The organism is Castellaniella denitrificans (assembly GCF_027214045.1).
GTDB classification, from domain to species: domain Bacteria; phylum Pseudomonadota; class Gammaproteobacteria; order Burkholderiales; family Burkholderiaceae_B; genus Castellaniella; species Castellaniella denitrificans_A.
Map to the genome: position 1 here is coordinate 1 of NZ_JAPWHE010000014.1, position 15769 is coordinate 15769.

General features: G+C 59.9%; 27 protein-coding genes. 4 read left to right on the forward strand and 23 right to left on the reverse strand.

Going from position 1 to position 15769, the window contains the following annotated elements; genetic code table 11:
- Positions 1-172: 172 nt before the first annotated feature.
- The 14 genes from O4H32_RS13905 to O4H32_RS13965 form a co-directional block, all read right to left on the reverse strand.
- Entirely contained in the window at positions 173-1150 is a 978-nt protein-coding gene (locus tag O4H32_RS13905; protein ID WP_269360151.1) for a tyrosine-type recombinase/integrase, read from the reverse strand.
- Entirely contained in the window at positions 1128-1457 is a 330-nt protein-coding gene (locus tag O4H32_RS15030) for a DUF4224 domain-containing protein (protein ID WP_407932663.1), read from the reverse strand. The genes O4H32_RS13905 and O4H32_RS15030 overlap by 23 nt, the downstream gene beginning before the upstream one ends.
- 3 nt (positions 1458-1460) lie before the next feature.
- Positions 1461-1697, reverse strand: coding sequence for a hypothetical protein (locus tag O4H32_RS13910; protein WP_269360152.1), 237 nt, complete (start codon positions 1695-1697; stop codon positions 1461-1463).
- Positions 1694-1903, reverse strand: coding sequence for a hypothetical protein (locus O4H32_RS13915; protein ID WP_269360154.1), 210 nt, complete (start codon positions 1901-1903; stop codon positions 1694-1696). Before O4H32_RS13915 ends, O4H32_RS13910 begins: the two co-directional genes overlap by 4 nt.
- 102 nt (positions 1904-2005) lie before the next feature.
- Entirely contained in the window at positions 2006-2701 is a 696-nt protein-coding gene (locus tag O4H32_RS13920; protein ID WP_269360156.1) for a hypothetical protein, read from the reverse strand.
- A gap of 2 nt (positions 2702-2703) precedes the next feature.
- Positions 2704-3576, reverse strand: a complete 873-nt coding sequence (locus O4H32_RS13925; protein ID WP_269360158.1) for a hypothetical protein — start codon at positions 3574-3576, stop codon at positions 2704-2706.
- On the reverse strand, positions 3569-3985 hold the full coding sequence (locus tag O4H32_RS13930; protein WP_269360160.1) for a hypothetical protein: 417 nt from the start codon (positions 3983-3985) through the stop codon (positions 3569-3571). Before O4H32_RS13930 ends, O4H32_RS13925 begins: the two co-directional genes overlap by 8 nt.
- Positions 3982-4353, reverse strand: a complete 372-nt coding sequence (locus O4H32_RS13935) for a hypothetical protein (RefSeq protein WP_269360162.1) — start codon at positions 4351-4353, stop codon at positions 3982-3984. The genes O4H32_RS13930 and O4H32_RS13935 overlap by 4 nt, the downstream gene beginning before the upstream one ends.
- A complete protein-coding gene (locus tag O4H32_RS13940) occupies positions 4347-4715 on the reverse strand; it encodes a DUF551 domain-containing protein (protein ID WP_269360163.1) in 369 nt (122 codons plus the stop codon). The genes O4H32_RS13935 and O4H32_RS13940 overlap by 7 nt, the downstream gene beginning before the upstream one ends.
- Complete coding sequence (locus O4H32_RS13945; RefSeq protein WP_269360165.1) at positions 4712-4984, reverse strand: hypothetical protein; 273 nt, start codon at positions 4982-4984, stop codon at positions 4712-4714. Before O4H32_RS13945 ends, O4H32_RS13940 begins: the two co-directional genes overlap by 4 nt.
- On the reverse strand, positions 4981-5346 hold the full coding sequence (locus O4H32_RS13950; protein WP_269360167.1) for a hypothetical protein: 366 nt from the start codon (positions 5344-5346) through the stop codon (positions 4981-4983). Before O4H32_RS13950 ends, O4H32_RS13945 begins: the two co-directional genes overlap by 4 nt.
- Positions 5343-5564, reverse strand: a complete 222-nt coding sequence (locus O4H32_RS13955; protein WP_269360169.1) for a hypothetical protein — start codon at positions 5562-5564, stop codon at positions 5343-5345. Before O4H32_RS13955 ends, O4H32_RS13950 begins: the two co-directional genes overlap by 4 nt.
- Positions 5561-5779: a hypothetical protein gene (locus O4H32_RS13960; protein ID WP_269360170.1), complete on the reverse strand. Its 219-nt coding sequence runs from the start codon at positions 5777-5779 to the stop codon at positions 5561-5563. The genes O4H32_RS13955 and O4H32_RS13960 overlap by 4 nt, the downstream gene beginning before the upstream one ends.
- A complete protein-coding gene (locus O4H32_RS13965) occupies positions 5776-6048 on the reverse strand; it encodes a hypothetical protein (protein ID WP_269360171.1) in 273 nt (90 codons plus the stop codon). The genes O4H32_RS13960 and O4H32_RS13965 overlap by 4 nt, the downstream gene beginning before the upstream one ends.
- A 161-nt stretch (positions 6049-6209) precedes the next feature.
- Between O4H32_RS13965 and O4H32_RS13970 the strand changes: the two genes are divergently transcribed.
- Positions 6210-6842, forward strand: coding sequence for a hypothetical protein (locus tag O4H32_RS13970; RefSeq protein WP_269360172.1), 633 nt, complete (start codon positions 6210-6212; stop codon positions 6840-6842).
- Between the two features lie 24 nt (positions 6843-6866).
- Here O4H32_RS13970 and ssb read toward each other — a convergent pair whose 3' ends face one another.
- The 7 genes from ssb to O4H32_RS14005 form a co-directional block, all read right to left on the reverse strand.
- A complete protein-coding gene (gene ssb / locus O4H32_RS13975; protein ID WP_269360173.1) occupies positions 6867-7364 on the reverse strand; it encodes a single-stranded DNA-binding protein in 498 nt (165 codons plus the stop codon).
- The gene (locus tag O4H32_RS13980; protein WP_269360174.1) at positions 7364-8125 is read right to left on the reverse strand and encodes a YqaJ viral recombinase family protein; all 762 of its coding nucleotides are present in this window, start codon (positions 8123-8125) and stop codon (positions 7364-7366) included. Before O4H32_RS13980 ends, ssb begins: the two co-directional genes overlap by 1 nt.
- Positions 8122-8730, reverse strand: coding sequence for an ERF family protein (locus O4H32_RS13985; RefSeq protein WP_269360176.1), 609 nt, complete (start codon positions 8728-8730; stop codon positions 8122-8124). The genes O4H32_RS13980 and O4H32_RS13985 overlap by 4 nt, the downstream gene beginning before the upstream one ends.
- A gap of 7 nt (positions 8731-8737) precedes the next feature.
- A complete protein-coding gene (locus O4H32_RS13990; protein ID WP_269360177.1) occupies positions 8738-9820 on the reverse strand; it encodes a coiled-coil domain-containing protein in 1083 nt (360 codons plus the stop codon).
- A 159-nt stretch (positions 9821-9979) separates the two neighbouring features.
- The gene (locus O4H32_RS13995) at positions 9980-10207 is read right to left on the reverse strand and encodes a hypothetical protein (RefSeq protein ID WP_269360178.1); all 228 of its coding nucleotides are present in this window, start codon (positions 10205-10207) and stop codon (positions 9980-9982) included.
- 912 nt (positions 10208-11119) lie between these two features.
- Entirely contained in the window at positions 11120-11509 is a 390-nt protein-coding gene (locus tag O4H32_RS14000) for a hypothetical protein (RefSeq protein ID WP_269360179.1), read from the reverse strand.
- A 314-nt stretch (positions 11510-11823) separates the two neighbouring features.
- Positions 11824-12099: a hypothetical protein gene (locus O4H32_RS14005; protein ID WP_269360181.1), complete on the reverse strand. Its 276-nt coding sequence runs from the start codon at positions 12097-12099 to the stop codon at positions 11824-11826.
- Between the two features lie 555 nt (positions 12100-12654).
- Here O4H32_RS14005 and O4H32_RS15035 point away from each other — a divergent pair.
- The 3 genes from O4H32_RS15035 (at position 12655) to O4H32_RS14015 (ending at position 14113) form a co-directional block, all read left to right on the forward strand.
- Entirely contained in the window at positions 12655-12738 is an 84-nt protein-coding gene (locus tag O4H32_RS15035; protein WP_407932664.1) for a BrnA antitoxin family protein, read from the forward strand.
- Positions 12739-12792: 54 nt separating this feature from the next.
- Entirely contained in the window at positions 12793-13713 is a 921-nt protein-coding gene (locus tag O4H32_RS14010; protein WP_269360182.1) for a DNA/RNA non-specific endonuclease, read from the forward strand.
- A gap of 139 nt (positions 13714-13852) precedes the next feature.
- Complete coding sequence (locus O4H32_RS14015) at positions 13853-14113, forward strand: hypothetical protein (RefSeq protein ID WP_269360184.1); 261 nt, start codon at positions 13853-13855, stop codon at positions 14111-14113.
- Between the two features lie 374 nt (positions 14114-14487).
- On the opposite strand, the gene O4H32_RS14020 is transcribed toward O4H32_RS14015, so the two are convergent.
- Both O4H32_RS14020 and O4H32_RS14025 read right to left on the reverse strand, forming a co-directional pair.
- On the reverse strand, positions 14488-15054 hold the full coding sequence (locus O4H32_RS14020; protein WP_269360185.1) for an ImmA/IrrE family metallo-endopeptidase: 567 nt from the start codon (positions 15052-15054) through the stop codon (positions 14488-14490).
- Between the two features lie 2 nt (positions 15055-15056).
- Positions 15057-15626, reverse strand: a complete 570-nt coding sequence (locus O4H32_RS14025; RefSeq protein ID WP_269360187.1) for a hypothetical protein — start codon at positions 15624-15626, stop codon at positions 15057-15059.
- Positions 15627-15769: the final 143 nt, after the last annotated feature.

Below are 15769 nucleotides of genomic sequence, written 5' to 3' on the forward strand. Positions count from 1 at the left end.
GGCGCTGAAGATGAAAACCCCGGCTGAGGCATTTGCATTAGCCGCCTGATCTGTGCAGGTTCTGATGGGTCAATACAGGCAGGCGATGGTCGATTACATCATCGTTTTGGAAAGCCTTTATTCATGCGGGTTTCCAGAGGTCGTGAAGTCGATTTCTATTGGACGTCCAAAACTACGCCGATTTTTTGCCGGGCTTAGATGGCCCGCTGACTTGCTTCGGGGCCTTGTCGCGCAGGTAGATTCTGGTCGTGTGCGCGTCGGTATGGCCCAGCAGTTCGGTCGCGTTTTTGCCCTCTCGGTCGGCCTCGGTGCCCGACATTGCCCGCAAGTCGTGTAGCGTCACATCCGGCACGCCGGCGGCGCGCGCCGCCGCCTTGAAGTGCCTCCAGACGTTGGTGTGAAACCGCTTCTTGCCGGCGCGCCCGGCCAACAGGTACTTGACCGATTTCACGCTGTACTTCAACTTCCGGGCACGCTCTGTCACGGCTTGAAGCTCTGGCGTCCAGGCCACGATCAGCTTCTTGCCGGTCTTCTCCTGTTCGAAGAAAATGCCGTCGTCCAGCAAGTGCCCGTATTCGATCTTGAGTACGTCGCCGATGCGCTGGCCGGTCAGGTAGCACAAGTCCATGATGACCTGGATCCAGTCCGGCGCCCGGGCGTAGATCACCTGGTATTCCGCCCAGGTAATCAGCCGATCGCGCTGATTTCCGGGAAGCCGCTTGACCGATAGAGTCGGGTTCGCTTCCACGATTTCTCGATCCATGGCCCACTGGAAAATCAGCTTGAGCGTGGTCAGCAGGTGGTTCCCGGTTGCTGCACGCTCGCGCCACATGTCTTGCATCTGCACGATCGCGCCGTGCGTGACTTGCTCGGGCCGGAACTCGGCGAATGTCTCTTTCAGGATCCCGGCGCAGCGCTGATAGATTCGGGCGGTTGATGCCGACACGTCTCGCGTGATGTGGGGCAGGGCCTTGTCGACCAGGGCAGGGAAGCCTTTCTCCGGCACGGCCACGATGCTGGCGTACTCCAGCAAGGCGGTGTGCAGATCGTTGCCCAGGCGCATCCACTTGCCCTTGCTGACGTAGTAGAACGCGCCGTGGCGCTGATACACGCACGCCGGCAGATGCCTATCCTTTTTGCGTGGCCTCATGGCCAGATCCCCTCAATGCTGTGGGCCGGCGCAACTGCGGAGCTGGTGTGCCGCGACTGGCCACTCTCACGCCAAGCTTGGCCTCCACGACCGCGACAGCGACTACAGGGCCGTCCTTTTTGCGTTCCAAGTATGGGATACCCATTTCGCGGAGCGCCCGCTCCTGGGCCTTGAATTTCGTCTTGCCGGTGATGCGCTCGATGTCTTCCGGGGTGCATATCAGCATACAGCCTCCCAAAATAAACCCCGCATCAGCGGGGTATGTTCCATGCTTTCCGGGTCGTTTCGATGACCTGGGCGATTTCATCGGTCACGGCAGAATTTCCCATTTCGTCCCGGCGTAGCGGATCTTCCCAGCCCGGCGCAGGGCCTGCAGGCGACGGTCGAAGATGCGATCCGTGGGCACCGGATGCCCGAACCCGTTTTTCGCGCCCAGAGACTGGGCCAAAGCGACCAGCGGGCGCATCGTTGTCAGCTCAGTGAAATTCTTTGGCTTGCTGATGATCGCCGCCAATAGGGCTTTGTCGAATTTGCTGTAGTCTGTCATTTCACTTCCAGAGTCAATGTTTCCGAGTGATGCCGCTGGCCCAGGATCCGAACGCCGACGCCCCAGTTGATCGGCCCGCCATCCAGGCGGCTGAGCTCGCCCGTGATTGTTGAGAGCCCAAGCTGGCTGACCAGAGAACACAAGGACGCGCACGTGCTGGGCGTCAGATGATCGTGATTGATCTCGATGATGGTCCTGGTGCTCATGATCATTCCCCGCTCAAAGTCTTCTCGACCCGCGCCAGCCCTCGCTGTCGCAAATCTGTCATAGGGTTTTCCAGATGGTTTTCCACCGCGGCTGTGGGTAAGTCAGCCATGGTCAACCCACTTCGCTGCGCGGGCGGCGTCGATGGCTTCATCCAAAAGTTTTCGAATAGGGGTGTCTCGGAACCTGGCATTCTTAAAGTGCTCGTCCCAATCGTCCCACCCTGTTCCGTTCTTCTCTATGGCGACCACCCAGTGGGCCAGCATTCCTATGGCTACATCACGCTGGTATGTCGCATCCTCTCGATCCTGGGCGGTGGGCAACTCTCCGGAATTTCCGGATGGTTGAGGCTCATCCTGAGCATTCACGCGCTTGTACAGCGTGACGACATCGGGATCTTCGCCGTATTTCGCAGCGGCCATACGCCATTCATCGCCGTCCCAGATGAAGCTGCCAGCTTCTTCGTAGCCCGTGGGCTGCGCCTGGGCGGCAACGGGAGCGCTCGTGTGGCGAGACAGCAGGCTGCGCACCAAAGGGTGCAAGTCAGCGTCCTCAACCGCCCATACCGACCCATTCCAACGGGCGCCAAGAGCTATGACGATCTTCTCGATCTCCGCATCGGCAACTTGTGGCGTCCCCTGCGCTACAGGGGCGCGACGGTCGGCTTCGACTGCGGCGCGGGCGTAGTTCAGGATGTCTCGCGCAATCTCGGCGTCATTATGGGCCTCAAGCCATGCAGCCACATCCTGCATGTGTTCCGGCAGCGGCGGCAGCTTGATATCGTCAGTCTTGGTTGTCATGGTCAGTCTCCCGCCCGCTGCTCGGCAAGCTGGCAATCATTCAAAAGCTGTTTGTCTTCGACCAGCCCGAACAGCGCTCCATAACTCCATTCGGTGTCGCGGAAGCACCGCCCATCTTCGAAGTCCTCAAGATGGCATGAAAGGTCGTCGTATATTTCTTGGTCGCGGGCATCCTGTATTGCGAACCGCCCGAGGGCGTCTTCAACCTCACCCGGCCCCCCGCTCCAATCACAGCGCACACGCTGGCCAGCAATCGCAAGATCAAGGTATTTATCCTTGGCGCGCAATTCATCGACGACATCGCGCCACGTGGACATCACGTCCAGGCCGTAGCGGACAAGGATGGCGGCAAGCTCCATGTCCGCCCGGCGCTTCGATTCTTCGGCATTGCGCTGGCGTTCGGCCTCGGTGCGCTTCTGCTCGGCTTCGAGTTTGGCGCGTTCCGCGTATTGCGTGTATGACGCTTTCAGGCGCTCATAGGTGGATGTGGCGTAGGCGAATCCGTCATCAGTGCGGACTTCGCGCATCAGGTCGCTGATATATCCAGCGCTGTGGCGTATCTGCTTCGGGAATCGAGCCCGGCTTTTGCGGTCCACCTCGCTCCATCCGTCCGGCATGCCCACTTCTTTCATCAGGGCCGTGATCTTTTGCTCAACCGCCTTGTTGATTTCCATGAGCGGTATATTTCGCTCGTGCGCCTCGATATCCTTTTTCCTCGCTTCTTCCAGCTTTTCCAGCGCGTATGCAGCCACCCGCTCAGGCGTCGGCGTAGACCACCTGCTGCCCATATAACTGGCATAGCCAGATGCGCTGGACTGGCAGCCGCCGATGTACCCCACCTTTTCCAGCTTCTGGATTTTCAGTTCTTCAGTCATCGCTGCCTCCCTGTTCCTGTGCGAGTGCGGCGCGGGCGATTTTTCGCATGGCCGCAGTGCTCATTTCCTGATCACGTGCATGTGGGTAGACGGCGATGGTTTCCAGCGCATCCCGCATCCGGTCGTAATCGGCCAGCAGGACGCGGATGGTTTCGGGGTGGCAGGCTGCGATCAAACGGGCATTAGCCTCCCCGTCAGGGCCATGACCAACAAGTGCCGTGCGCCGTCCATCGCCTACATAAACGACGAAGAAATACCCGCTACTCGGCTTCGTGTGGGCGTCGATATTCTGCTTGCAGATAGCCAACGCGGCCTCATTGTTGGGGCATGGGTCTGCGCCGTAATCCCACGGCCCCGGCGTAGGCCCAGCGGCCAGCGCATCGCGCAATTGCTTGTAGTTTTCGGTCATATTCCTTCTCCCGATAGGGCGTTCCTGCATGCCAGCGCGTCAACAAGCCAGTCTGGACGCCATTTATGCGTGTTTTCGTGGTCGAACTCGGATTCGTACATTGCAACCATGCGCTCAAGTGCGGCGTGCAAAGTGCGGGCATCGTTGCGGTATACATCACGTGACGCTTCGACGTTCTGGATGTCGGCGCGAGTGTCGGCCTGGGAGTAGGCGTAGCCATGCCGGAAGGCCAGGAACATCTCATTCACGAGACCGTCCTGATAGATCACGCCCTTCGGCCACAGCGATTTGTCTTCCCGGTCGAAGCGCCCGGAATGGAAGCGCTCGAAGGCCGCCATCAGGTCGTAGTGCTCCTGAGTCATCAGCATTTGGATTCTCCTGATAGGGCGGACGGTGCAGCAGGGAGCGACATCCAGTGGGTGGGTTTGGCGTTCGGCACCCTGCCCATGTAATCGCGATTTAGCATCAGGCTGAACCACGGATTCTTCGGCCTATATCCGGACGGGTAGACAGGGTCGTACTTTGCAATCCATGCGCCGTCGCTGCTCCCAAGCAAAATAGCTGTCCCATCCTTCGGCGCCGTCTCGATGGGCTGCCAAGCCTGGATCGCATTGAGCCGCGCTATTTCCGCTGACTGGGCCTCGATGTGGTCGAGTAGGATGGGAACTGCGCCCACGTCGTCTTCGAGAATTGCCAGCAGGTCGCGCAGCTTCTGTGTGTTGATGGTCATTTCAAAGCCTCGTCAGCTTGAGCCAGCACGGCATTCAGATCGGCCACGCCGGCCAGCCCAAGTTCGTCGCTGTCCGGGATCACGCCGCCGATACCGTGTGTCTGGATCAGCGCGTCACGCTCGGCGGCGATCTGAGCGCGGGCGAGACGCAAGGCGGTGCGCAGGCTGGTGATCGTGCTGGCGGCTTCACGCAGCAGATCCGCCGTGGCGTGGCTCCCGTCAGCGCGGTGGGCTTGCTCGGCAAGCAAGAGGGTGCGGGCGTCGATCATGCGAAAAGCTCCAGTTGCCGCGCTTGGTTCGATGCCAGCCACGCGGACAGAAAGGTTCGGTACATGTGAGGCGGGATGCATGAGGCCATCCAGCCTCCTGACACGCCGTCCGATTCCTCGGTGATCTCGAATAGCCAGCCGCTTCGGTTCACCCGAGCTGACAACTCGCGTCCCCAGTGGTTCATGCGGGGCGTGTAGCCGTCAGGCATGGGGCAGGACAGACGGAATGTGCCGTCGTAGATCGGATGCAGGACGCCGGGATCCCCAGCGATGCGGCCAGAGGCCTGGTCCAGCAGATGGGCCACCTTGGCGCTGAAATCGACGTCAATGCGCAGCGGCAGGGCGATTGGACAGCCCATCATTTCTTCGCCTCGGCGTACGCCATGAAGCCATCAAATGGGGCAATGTGCGCGCCGAATTCCTTGTTGTAGGCCTCGACGCCGTCCTCGATCATGGCCTGCCATGCGCCATCAGGCAGGTCATCATGGTCATAGGCTTCGAGGAAGCCGATCAGGCCAGCAGGCGGAACATACCGGCTCTGGCGCTTGGCCCGGGCCGCTTTGCGGTGTGGGTTGCTCATTGGACATCTCCATCAGCATGAGACGGGAAGCATTCACCTGCCTCGCGCATCTTGTGCGCCGCGTGTTGTCCGGTGCGCTTTTCCTGCCGGATCGCTTTGCAGGACTTCGAACAGAACCGCGCCCAGCCGCGCTTTCGGTCTGCGGTGCGGGCCGTGAACGGGTCGCCGCAATTTGCGCATTTGTAGGTTGCGGTCGCGCCGCGCTGTGTGCTCATGTCCGCTCCCTGGCTGCATCCTCGGGGCTGGCGAACAGGTCACTTTCCCTGGCTTGACCGGCGTTGAGCAGGTCATAGACCAAGTCCGTCTGGCGGTGTTGGCTGTTGCCGCCGCCGCGCTTGAAGGAGACGGTGAATCTGATCTCTTCAATCAGGACGCGTCGGATGGATTCGATGCCGTGGGTGTCGGAGTGGCGCAGGTACACGATCTGACCGGCCTTGAATTTCGGCTTGACCAGATCGGCGATTTCTACGGTTTGCTGGGTCATCTCAATCTCCAATAGGGTGGGCAGCCAGCAGCGCAGGAATGGGGGGCCGCTGCTGGCTTTTGAGTGCCCGTTGATCTGGTATAGGCGCGACTATCCGAGGCCGAGGGCCTGGGTGCGCGGGGTTGGGGGGTATGATTTCGCCAAACAAAGGAGGCGGAATCATGGACAATGGAAAGCGCTACGCCGAATGGGCGCTTGTGTTCGCTGCCGGATGCGTTGCCGGGTGGCTATGGACGATCAGGCCTGGGGTGTTGGCAGAGATCGAATGGCTTCAGGTGATGACTGCGTTTGGGACAGTTGGCGCTGTAATCGTCGCTCTTTTTGTCGCTCTATCTAATCAATCCGCCCAAAACGAAGCGGCCCGAAAGCGCGCAGTGTTTGCTGCCGCCAAGATGAGCCCAAGGTTGGCTAGCCTTAGAGCGAAGTTAGAAGTATTGATGAGGCGCCTAAATGGCGCATGGGTCGGCGTTTTCCCAAGGGAGATTGAGGATCTCCAATTAAGCATTGCCGAAACAGATGTCGGATACGATTTGTCTGACATTGAGCCGCTTTCTGCTCTGCGCGGTGATGCTGCCTTAGCTGCGCTTAGGGCGCTTATGTCTCTTGATCGACTGAAGCACAAGGCAAGCCGCTGGCGTGAATTTTGCGAACACCCGGAAAACGAACAGGAACGGCTCGAAATTTATCAAGCATGGATTCACCAACTTCAAGACATCATGTCTTCCTTGGATGTGGCAGAAGAAGAGTGCTCAAACGCCCTTCCATATCAATTGTCTGCAAGAGTGATGTATTGAAAGTGTCCTGGCGCATAGAAGCCTTTAGATGACAGCCCAGGCCCGCCCAGCACCCAGGCAGGCGAACGGGATGTCGTCGTCCATGTCCGCCAAGCTGCCGGAAGCGGGCGCGGCTGGGGCGGCAGGCCGGGCCTGGCGCTGCGGGGCCGTCCTTTGCGGTGCTTCCCGTTGCCCGCCATCATCGTCCCGCCCGCCCAGCATCTGCATCTGGTCGGCGACGATCTCGGTGCTGTAGCGGTCGGCGCCGGTTTCCTTGTCCTGCCACTTGCGGGTCTTCAGACGGCCCTCGACATAGACCGAACGGCCCTTTTTAAGGTATTCGCCGGCGATTTCGGCCAGGCGGTTGTAGAACACCACGCGGTGCCATTCGGTTTCTTCCCGGCGTTCACCGCTGGCTTTGTCCTTCCACTGGCTGGTGGTGGCGATGGACACATTGCAGATGGCGGCGCCATCGGGGCTGTAGCGTACTTCCGGGTCGCGCCCCAGATTGCCGACGAGAATGACTTTATTGACGCTTGCCATTACTGTTTCCTTAGTCTGATTTCGTATTCATCGACCAGCCCCTTGAACTCGATCAGATCAAGCTCCATGGCCTCGATGTAGTTGTCGTTGCGCTCGTAGGTGTACATCCAGAGCTGTTTTCCAACTGGAGCCAGGGCGGGGCAGTACAGGCCGAAATGCCAAAGGTCACGCCCAGTGATCCACGCGCCGCCCTGCACTTGATCCGTGACGCTGGCGGCGTCATTGTCAAACCAGAAGGCGCGCAGCTTCTCCGGGGCAATGAAGCACTTGAATTCGGCCCCAGCCCTTTTGCCTTCAAATCCATCCGCGCTGGCGCCGAAGGCCCCGTCGTCGGTGGTGACAAACCCCGCAGGCTCGATGATCAGCCCGCTTTGGGCTTCGAATTCCCGACGGGCCTCTGGCTCCATCTCGTGACCACGGCGCATCGTCCAGGTCTGAAAACCCTCGTCCAGCGGTTCGCCAGCGATGCGCTCGACGGCCAGCCGGAAGGCGTAGTTTTTGGCGGCGTCTGACCATTCGCCCACGCGCTCCCCAGCAATCGCCCGGCCGACCACATCAGCCTTTGGCGCAGCCTTGTAGCCCGCAATCTCGCGGGCGTGGGCCTCAGTCCTGCCAGCTAGGATCGCGCCGACATACAGGGTTTGCTTGGCGTCCAGACCGTTGACCTTGGCGCGGACGGTGGAGAACATGCTGGCAGTGATTACGCCGGCGCGGCAGGCCAGCCATTCGGCCGATCCCTGAGGGGCGTTGTAGACGATCATGCCGGCACCTGCTCATCAGCCATGGCGGCGATCTTTTTGAACGCCTCATGTTCGGCGCCGATTGCCGTGCGCTGTTCTTTCGAGATCCGCTCCCAAAACGCCTTGTAGGCGGTCATGCCGGTTTCTGCGGCGGCCTGGGCCTCATTCAGCAGCGCCTGGGTTTCGGGTGATACGACCTCGGCTTGCCCGTCATCTTCTTCTGGGTCAATTGCCATGGTCGGGATGACGAAGGTCTGAAAGAGGGCCGTTCGAAACGCCACACTCTGCGCTTTCGTGGTGGCCTTGTCGCCGGAGTCCATGGCCTCGCCGAAATACTCGGTCTCGACGGTGCTGCCATCCTCAGCGGACATGAAGCGGAATTTCCCGCGCACCTTGACGTACTCCGCCGAGCCGCCTTTCTGAGTGGGGAGATCCTTCTCCATGATGGTTTCGTAGCTGGGCAGCACCAGTACCTTATTCCGGATCAAGATGCCGACCATGGTGTTCATGGCGCGCTCAATCCCGCGATATCGGTATTTCTGGTGCTCGTTCTTGTCGTCTTTTCCGATGCCGACCTCGGCGGCGTCACGCATGACAGCCAGCATGGCTTGTTGAATTGCGCTCATAGCGTCCTCAATAGTTGATCCGCACTGCCGGCACCTTGCCCTGAGCAATCAGGGTGATGGCAAGCTTTGCGGCCTCAGCGGTCAGCCCACCAGCCACCAGGGCGGCGACGGCGGCGCTGTTGGTCTTGGCCTTGTGTGCCCGGTCGGCTTCGCGGGCCTTCTGTTCGGCCTCGATGCGGGCGGCTTCATCAGCCTGGCGCTGGATTTCGGCCTTGCGTGCGGCCTCGGCGGCGTCCCTGGCCCGTTGTTCGGCGGCCAGCCGCTCGGCTTCGGCCCGGGCCTCGGCCAGTTTCTGGCGCTCGATGGCTTCCAGGCGGTCGCGTTCGGCCTGTTCTGCTGCGGCCTTGGCCTGGGCTTCGCGCCGGGCCGCGGCTTCGCGCTCGGCCCGGGCCTTGGCCTCGGCCTCCCGAGTGGCCCGCTCCGCTGCCTCGCGGGCGATGCGGTCCTTTTCGTCCTGGATGCGCCGGGCCTCGGCTTCTTCGCGCAGGCGGGCGAGTTCGGCTTGCTCGGCTTCGTATTTCTCGCGGGCAGCCAGGGCGGCGGTCAGGTCTTCGAGGGTGTCCGCCTTCGCCCGCAGCGCCTCGGTTTCGAATTCCTGCCACGGATCGCCGATCTTTACGGCCTGGACGCGGGCGATGGTCTCGCGAATGGTTGCGGCGTCCTGGCCTGTGCAAGCCTCGGCTTGCTGGCTGAACCAGGCCACATTGCTTTTGTGTTCGGCAATCCGCTTTTCCTCCGCCTGTTCCCACTCAGTCAGTGGCTGGCGCACTTCATCTGCCAGGGCATCCAGCGTTTCTCGCATGCGCTTGCGTTCGGCGTCGATCTTTTTGGGGATGTCTTTCAGGCCATCCACCAGATCCTTGCCCATGCCATCAAGCGCCGTCTTGGCGCGGCGCACCTTGAATGCGAGGCTGGCGATGGCATCCCGGCCCTTTTTTGTGGTCAGCACCGGCGTATGGCCCATGACCTCGGCACGGATGCGCTCGATGTAGGGATCCAGGCCCTGGGGCTGCTGGTAGACCTGCAGCGCGGTTTCGGCCGGCGGCAACAGATCCAGTTCAGTGGTTTCGACTTCTGCGACTTCGCTCATTTTCAATATCCTCGGCTTTTCAGCCATAAATCCTCAGCCGCGTCTGCCAGCAGATCGGCGGCGTATTCGTTATCGTCCGGCCCATTGAGCTCGTCGTCTTCGGGGGCCTCGTCGTCTGGCGGCTCTGCGCTGGGTCCGCCCAGATGCTGCCAGCCCATGTCAGTACCCCGCAGCCGCGCCGACAAACGGCACGACGACGAAAAACATGGCCAGCACAGCCAGGGCGCCGATCCAGGCCTTCGCCGGGATCAATTCGTCGGGGTCCAGGTTGCGCCAGCCGAAGCGGGGCGCCAGGGCAGGGCGGATCCTGCTCACCCACAGCGCGTCGCCAGCGGCAGCAAATGAGACAGCCGCCAGCCACATGAAAAGCGAATCCACTGCGCTCATGTCAGTCTCCAAAAAAGGTCGAGGGTCTGCTTGCGTTCCCCGCCGTCACGTCCGTTCATGACCGTCCGGTATTGGCGGGTTCAGGAGCTCAGCCCTCGGCAGACAGCACGAAGCCCCCGGATATGGCACCGGTTGCGCACGTACTCAGCAGAATGGGAAAGGAGACAAGCCGCCGACGCTTGCCGCGCCGTGCTGTCTGCGGAAGGCTGATGGGAATTGGCCCGTTTCGTGGGCCAGGCGTCCAGATCACGCCGGGGCCAAACTGAAACCTCGTCCACCCCACGCTCTCGCATTACCCGCCAGGCCGACCTGGTTTACGGGGTAGGGGAAGAATCAGATTTGGAAAAGGAGAAGGGGTCTGCCGATGATCGCAGGCCGCTTTTTTGGCGCTCTGAATGCCGGTGTTTGCCTATGCGCCCACCGCCGGCTGGGACGTCCAGACGATCCCTTGCGGGCCGCTCTGGCTGCGGGTTTGTTGGGTGCCGGTTACCCCGAGTCCGGCGGCCGTGCGAGACGGCCGGGTTAGGTGGATGACCCCGGCTTTCACCATGCGGGGAATGGGCCTATGCGCCTGCAGGCTGGCGTTTGAGTACAAATGTGTGACAATGACAGGCTTTACCTAAACTTGAGGAAGATTTCCATGGGCAATAAGATCGTTACTGAAGCCGACCGTAAGCGCACTCCCCGTCCCGTCCTCCCAAAAGGCGTGACCCTTACCACTCGAAGCAGCAAACATGTGAGTAAAGAGCGTGGCCCGCATATCCATCACAAGAAAAATCCCGGCAAACGTCACCGCTAGGGTTAATCTCTGGGGTCAGTTCGTCAGCCTGTGCGATGGCCCCGGCTTGACGCAACCGGGTGCGGCCTGGACCTCGGCACTGCTCATATCCGAGTCATGCAGGCGTTGAGGGGTCAGTATTCAAGCGGCGTTTGAGTCAGACCGCCCGCCGCCGCCTGGACGTCGCTCTGGTATTCATTGTCTGAAATCAGGGCCAGCCGGATGGTCTGCGCCATGCTTCTGGCCTCATGAGCGGCGCACTCATCGCGTCCGCCGTTCTCCATGGATTCGGTCGCGTTCTCCAGGATGGCAGCGGCCCCCGCAAGCAGCTTCGCGTATCCCGTCGAGTTTTCCGCATCCTTCCTCAGCGCCTGTATCTCAGGTGATTGCAGGACGGCGGCTTCGATGGCGCGGGCGATCTCAAGGTCGTATCTGAGCGGCACGTCGGCATACTCAGTCACTCCGGCATCGTTGAGCGTCTGAGCAATCTGCTCGTCCGTCAGGATCTGGGTTTCAGTGGTCATGATTTGCCCTCCGAGCCTGAACGACTCGAAACCCACGAATGAATAGCCCATTGGTGAACTGGATGTATGAGTTCGTGGGGTCACCGTGGCCGCAACAGGCATTCGATACGCCCGGAAGGAGCCCAAGGCACTGATCGACCGCGCCGTCGCCCGACCACTCTTTCTGGCCACAAACGGCGCAAGGCCTGACTTCGCCGCCCCACCCCGGAATCGGTTTTCCGTTATCTGCGTAGACCCACATGTCGTTGCGCCATACGATTGGATGGCCGCGAAATGTGGACACGCCAGACCGTAAGGCTTCTTCAGCCATTGTTTCAGTGGTCATGATTGGGTTCCATCACCGCCTCGATATCGGAAGCATCAAGCTTCTTCCAGTTCTTCACTACGCCGGTATCGATGTCGATTTCCAGAATCACGTAATCGCCGTAGTGGTCGCCCGGCATGAAGTCGGGCACATATCCGTCATCCTGTTCGTGCAGGATGTCGCCCTGGGCGTCCAGAATCTGGTAGCTGAATCGATCGCTGACCTTCATGTGGATATTGATGGTCTTGGCGTCTACCTTGACCTGTTTCGTCTGGCTGATTTCCATCTCGTTCTCCTTGTCATCCGGCGCAGCACTCGGTTGAATGCGGCTTCGGATGCGGCCTGCGAACAGGCCGTGATGTATTGCCCTGCGCAACTCCCTGCTATGCAGGCTCGCAGTGTCCCGGACTTCTCCCGGTGGTCATCTGCCGATTACTCGCCATCGGCTGATTACTGGCGTCCCAATTTCCTCGAATTCGGGGGAATTGCGGAACACTTGCGCGCCAGGTTCTGCGCCCGTCGCGGTCGTGATCTTCGGCGTCTTTTCTGCCCAGGGCTGCCGTCTCCCTGTCGCATCGCTTCGCAGCGGTTGCGGGGCGTTTCTGTGATTCGTCGTGTTAAAGAGCGGGGTCTTGCTGCATCCCTGTCGCTGGCCCTGGGGCCTAGGCTTGGGGATGCGTTGGAGTAATTGAACCATAGTTCATAAAGAGTTGTCAACCATAGTTCAATACGAGGAACAAAAGTTCACGCAAAGAACACAAAAAAGCCGCCCGAGGGTGGCGCGTGTGCCGATCTGATCCGGCTCTGGAGCGAGTGGGGAGCCGGGCCTGGCCGGGCTCAGATCAGGGGCAGGGCTGACGGCCCTGGCTGGCAGACCCGGATGAACGATGTCCTGAAGAAGGCTGTGGCCAGGAAGCGCGCGTAGGACTGAAACCGCCTGCAGATGGAAGGCAGAATAGGTTTCCTATAATCGGCGGCCATGGCAACAAAGAAACAGGCGGGCCGCCGTACCGCAAAGCGCAGGTCGGCCCCACGCAAGAAGCAGGCAGGCGGCGGCTTCGCAAAGCTCCTCAAGACGGCATTTCTCTCGGCGGCGGTGTCCTTCGCCGCCATGCTGTGGGCGCTGCATCCGCAGCTACTCGACCAGATCGGCGTCGACCGGATCCTGGCGAATCTGGAGCAGGCCCAGCCGCGGCAGGACGTCGCCAGCACCCGGCAGGCCGCGCCGGCGGCGCATGACGGGCACATCCAGACGTCTTTCGCGCAGTGCCGCGAATTTTTCCCCCATCAGACGCCGCCCGTCGTGCCGGCCAGGCCGACCCAGCGCGAGCTATGCTTCTCGTCCTTTGCCATTCTGTACAGCGGCCAGCGGAAAACCCCGGTGCTGGTTGCCGAGCGCCTGAACCGACAAACGCTTATCGCCGCCCAGAGCATCGCGCGCACCGATAGCTTCTACGAAGAGGCACGCCTGCCGGCGTCCGAGCGGGCAGGGCTGGACGACTACAGGGGGTCGGGCTTTGATCGCGGCCACATGGCGCCGGCAGGCGACATGCCCGACGACCAGGCGATGGCGCAGAGCTTCAGCTTGGCCAACATGATCCCGCAGGCCCCGCAGGCGAATCGAGGCGCCTGGAACAAGATCGAGCAGGACACCCGCAAGTATGTGATGCGCGCCAAGGGTGACGTGTATGTGATCTCGGGTCCAGTCTATGGCGATCACCCCCAGACAATCGGGGCCGCGAGGGTCGCGGTGCCCGACTACACGTTCAAGGTCGTCTTCGACGCCACGACAGGCCGTTCCTGGGTGCACTGGCTGGCCAACAGCCCAGATGCGCGGCCCGGCGCACCCATCAGCTACGAGGAGTTCGTCAAGCGGACGGGTCTGCGGGTGCTGGGTTAGGACACAAAAAAGCCGCTCTAGCCGGCTGGTGGTGAGGGGGGCTTGACGTAGGTTCTTATGGCCGCATATAAGCAGTAAGGCATTTTTTTTAGCGTTTGTTTCTGGCAGTGCGCCTAGACAGCCAAGGTAGAATAAGGCTATGGAATTCGTACACTACGTCGCGCCGTCCTACAAGCAGGACGAGCTTTTCGCCAAGGCCAATGAGGTCTATGGTGAGGGCGCGGTGTTCCCGTACGCAAATGGCTTTTTTGTTACGACGGACGACCCTACGTCTGAGGTTTCCACCAAGATCGGCATCCGCGATGGATCAGTGGGGTCTGGTGTCGTACTGCGCGTCACAACCTACAACGGGCGGGCGCCGGCCGACCTGTGGGAATGGCTTGCCAAGGGGTTGGCATGAGCAGGCAGGGTCAGGATTTCTACCAAGAGGGGCCTCCTCGTCAAAGAGAGACCAATCCGAGGGACATTCCATCTCCGGCAATGCCATCCGACATGCAGCCGTTCATCTGGCAGCAACTTGGAGACATCCAGCGCTGCCTCGGTAGAATTGAGGAGGGACAGGCTCGCATTAAGGAGCGCCTCTCGAACGTCGAAGAAAAAACAACAAAGACAGCAGAGAAGCTGAGTCGCATCCTGTGGATTTCTGCTGGCGCAGGCGCTGTGATTGGAGTCTTGGTAAGCATAGCGACCAGCTTGCTGAAGTACCTCCCGAAGTAACCACTGCCCCTCAGGCATGAAAAAGCCCTCCGGAGAGGGCTGTGATGGAGGGCATGCCTACTCTATTAGTTTCAGATTCTTCAGTCTATAGGTCATAGCTTTCTGAGACACCACGAATCGGCTTGCCATTTTAGAAATGAATTTATCCACAGGCATGCCGTTTTCAGGAGCATGCGCCTCGTTGTACGCGCCGATAATTTGAACGCCTTCCTGCACAAGTAGCGGCTTTGGCATGAGCAACTGAGCAGCAAAGCTGTTCGCTTCGAATTCGAAATTATCCCAATAGGACGCTGTCCTGCTCATGGTCTTTCTGTTGTCAGTAAAGCCCTGGCGCGCTTGATCAGAATGGAGGCAGTAATGTCCTATTTCATGAGCAAGCGTGAATCGCCGCCTTGGCTCGTAAGAGTTCTCGAAGCGGTCGATTGTGACGACCGGAGATCCATCCGTGAATTTGATGCTCCCCACCTCATCGTTGGGCATGTCTTCGTACTCGATACGTATCCCAAGCATTTCGGCCACTTGATCCACATTTATCGGGGCGCTATATGGGAAGGAGTATTCGTCCCTTAGGAGGTGAAGCAAGTCGACGGCATTTTGGAATGTGCGGGTAGCGATGTCGTACATTGTTACCTCCCTGTTCCGTTAGGTGGACGCCTGATGCCCATCATTGCTGTCTGTCTGACCGACCCAGGGGGGTGCGGGCGCACAGATCCTTGATCCAGGCCAGTAAACTTTTCCGCTACTGCAGCCATTGCGGCTGCATTACTGGCTTGGTCTTTCCAGTCGGCCGCAGTCTCTCTGAGAAGGGCGTCTACTTTAGATTTTAGCATTTCGTCAAGATGTTGGCGCACATCATCGTTTCCCATGAGGGATTCCAGAAGCTTTGTGCCCTTTTGCTCCTCCGTCGCAATCTTTCGGCACAGGTCCTCAAGCGCCTCCGCTAATTGAGCATGCTTCGTTGCGGTGAATTGCTGGGTGAATAGATAACCCATGACACCAACGGCGACGGCAAAGCCAGTAAAAATCAGCGTTGTGAAGACGATGTAGGTGTTGGCTACCGAGACTGCGTCCGACGGAGCCATTCCGAACGGGCGCGCCCAGTTCAGAATGAGCATGAATAGCCCAGCACCTAAGAATCCGCTCAGCATCGGGTATGCAAAAAGCTTGCAGACATCGGTAATGTTCTTGCCTTTCATGAGTCTCTATCTCTCGCGGAGTGCTTGATTTTGTGGTTGTTGATGCTGGTTAGGCCGTGACTCAGTCAAGAGCCGCATTCTTCTTGTACCGCCTGCGGCTTAAGTGGTATGACATATCGCACAGCAGTAGGCGCACCCATTGA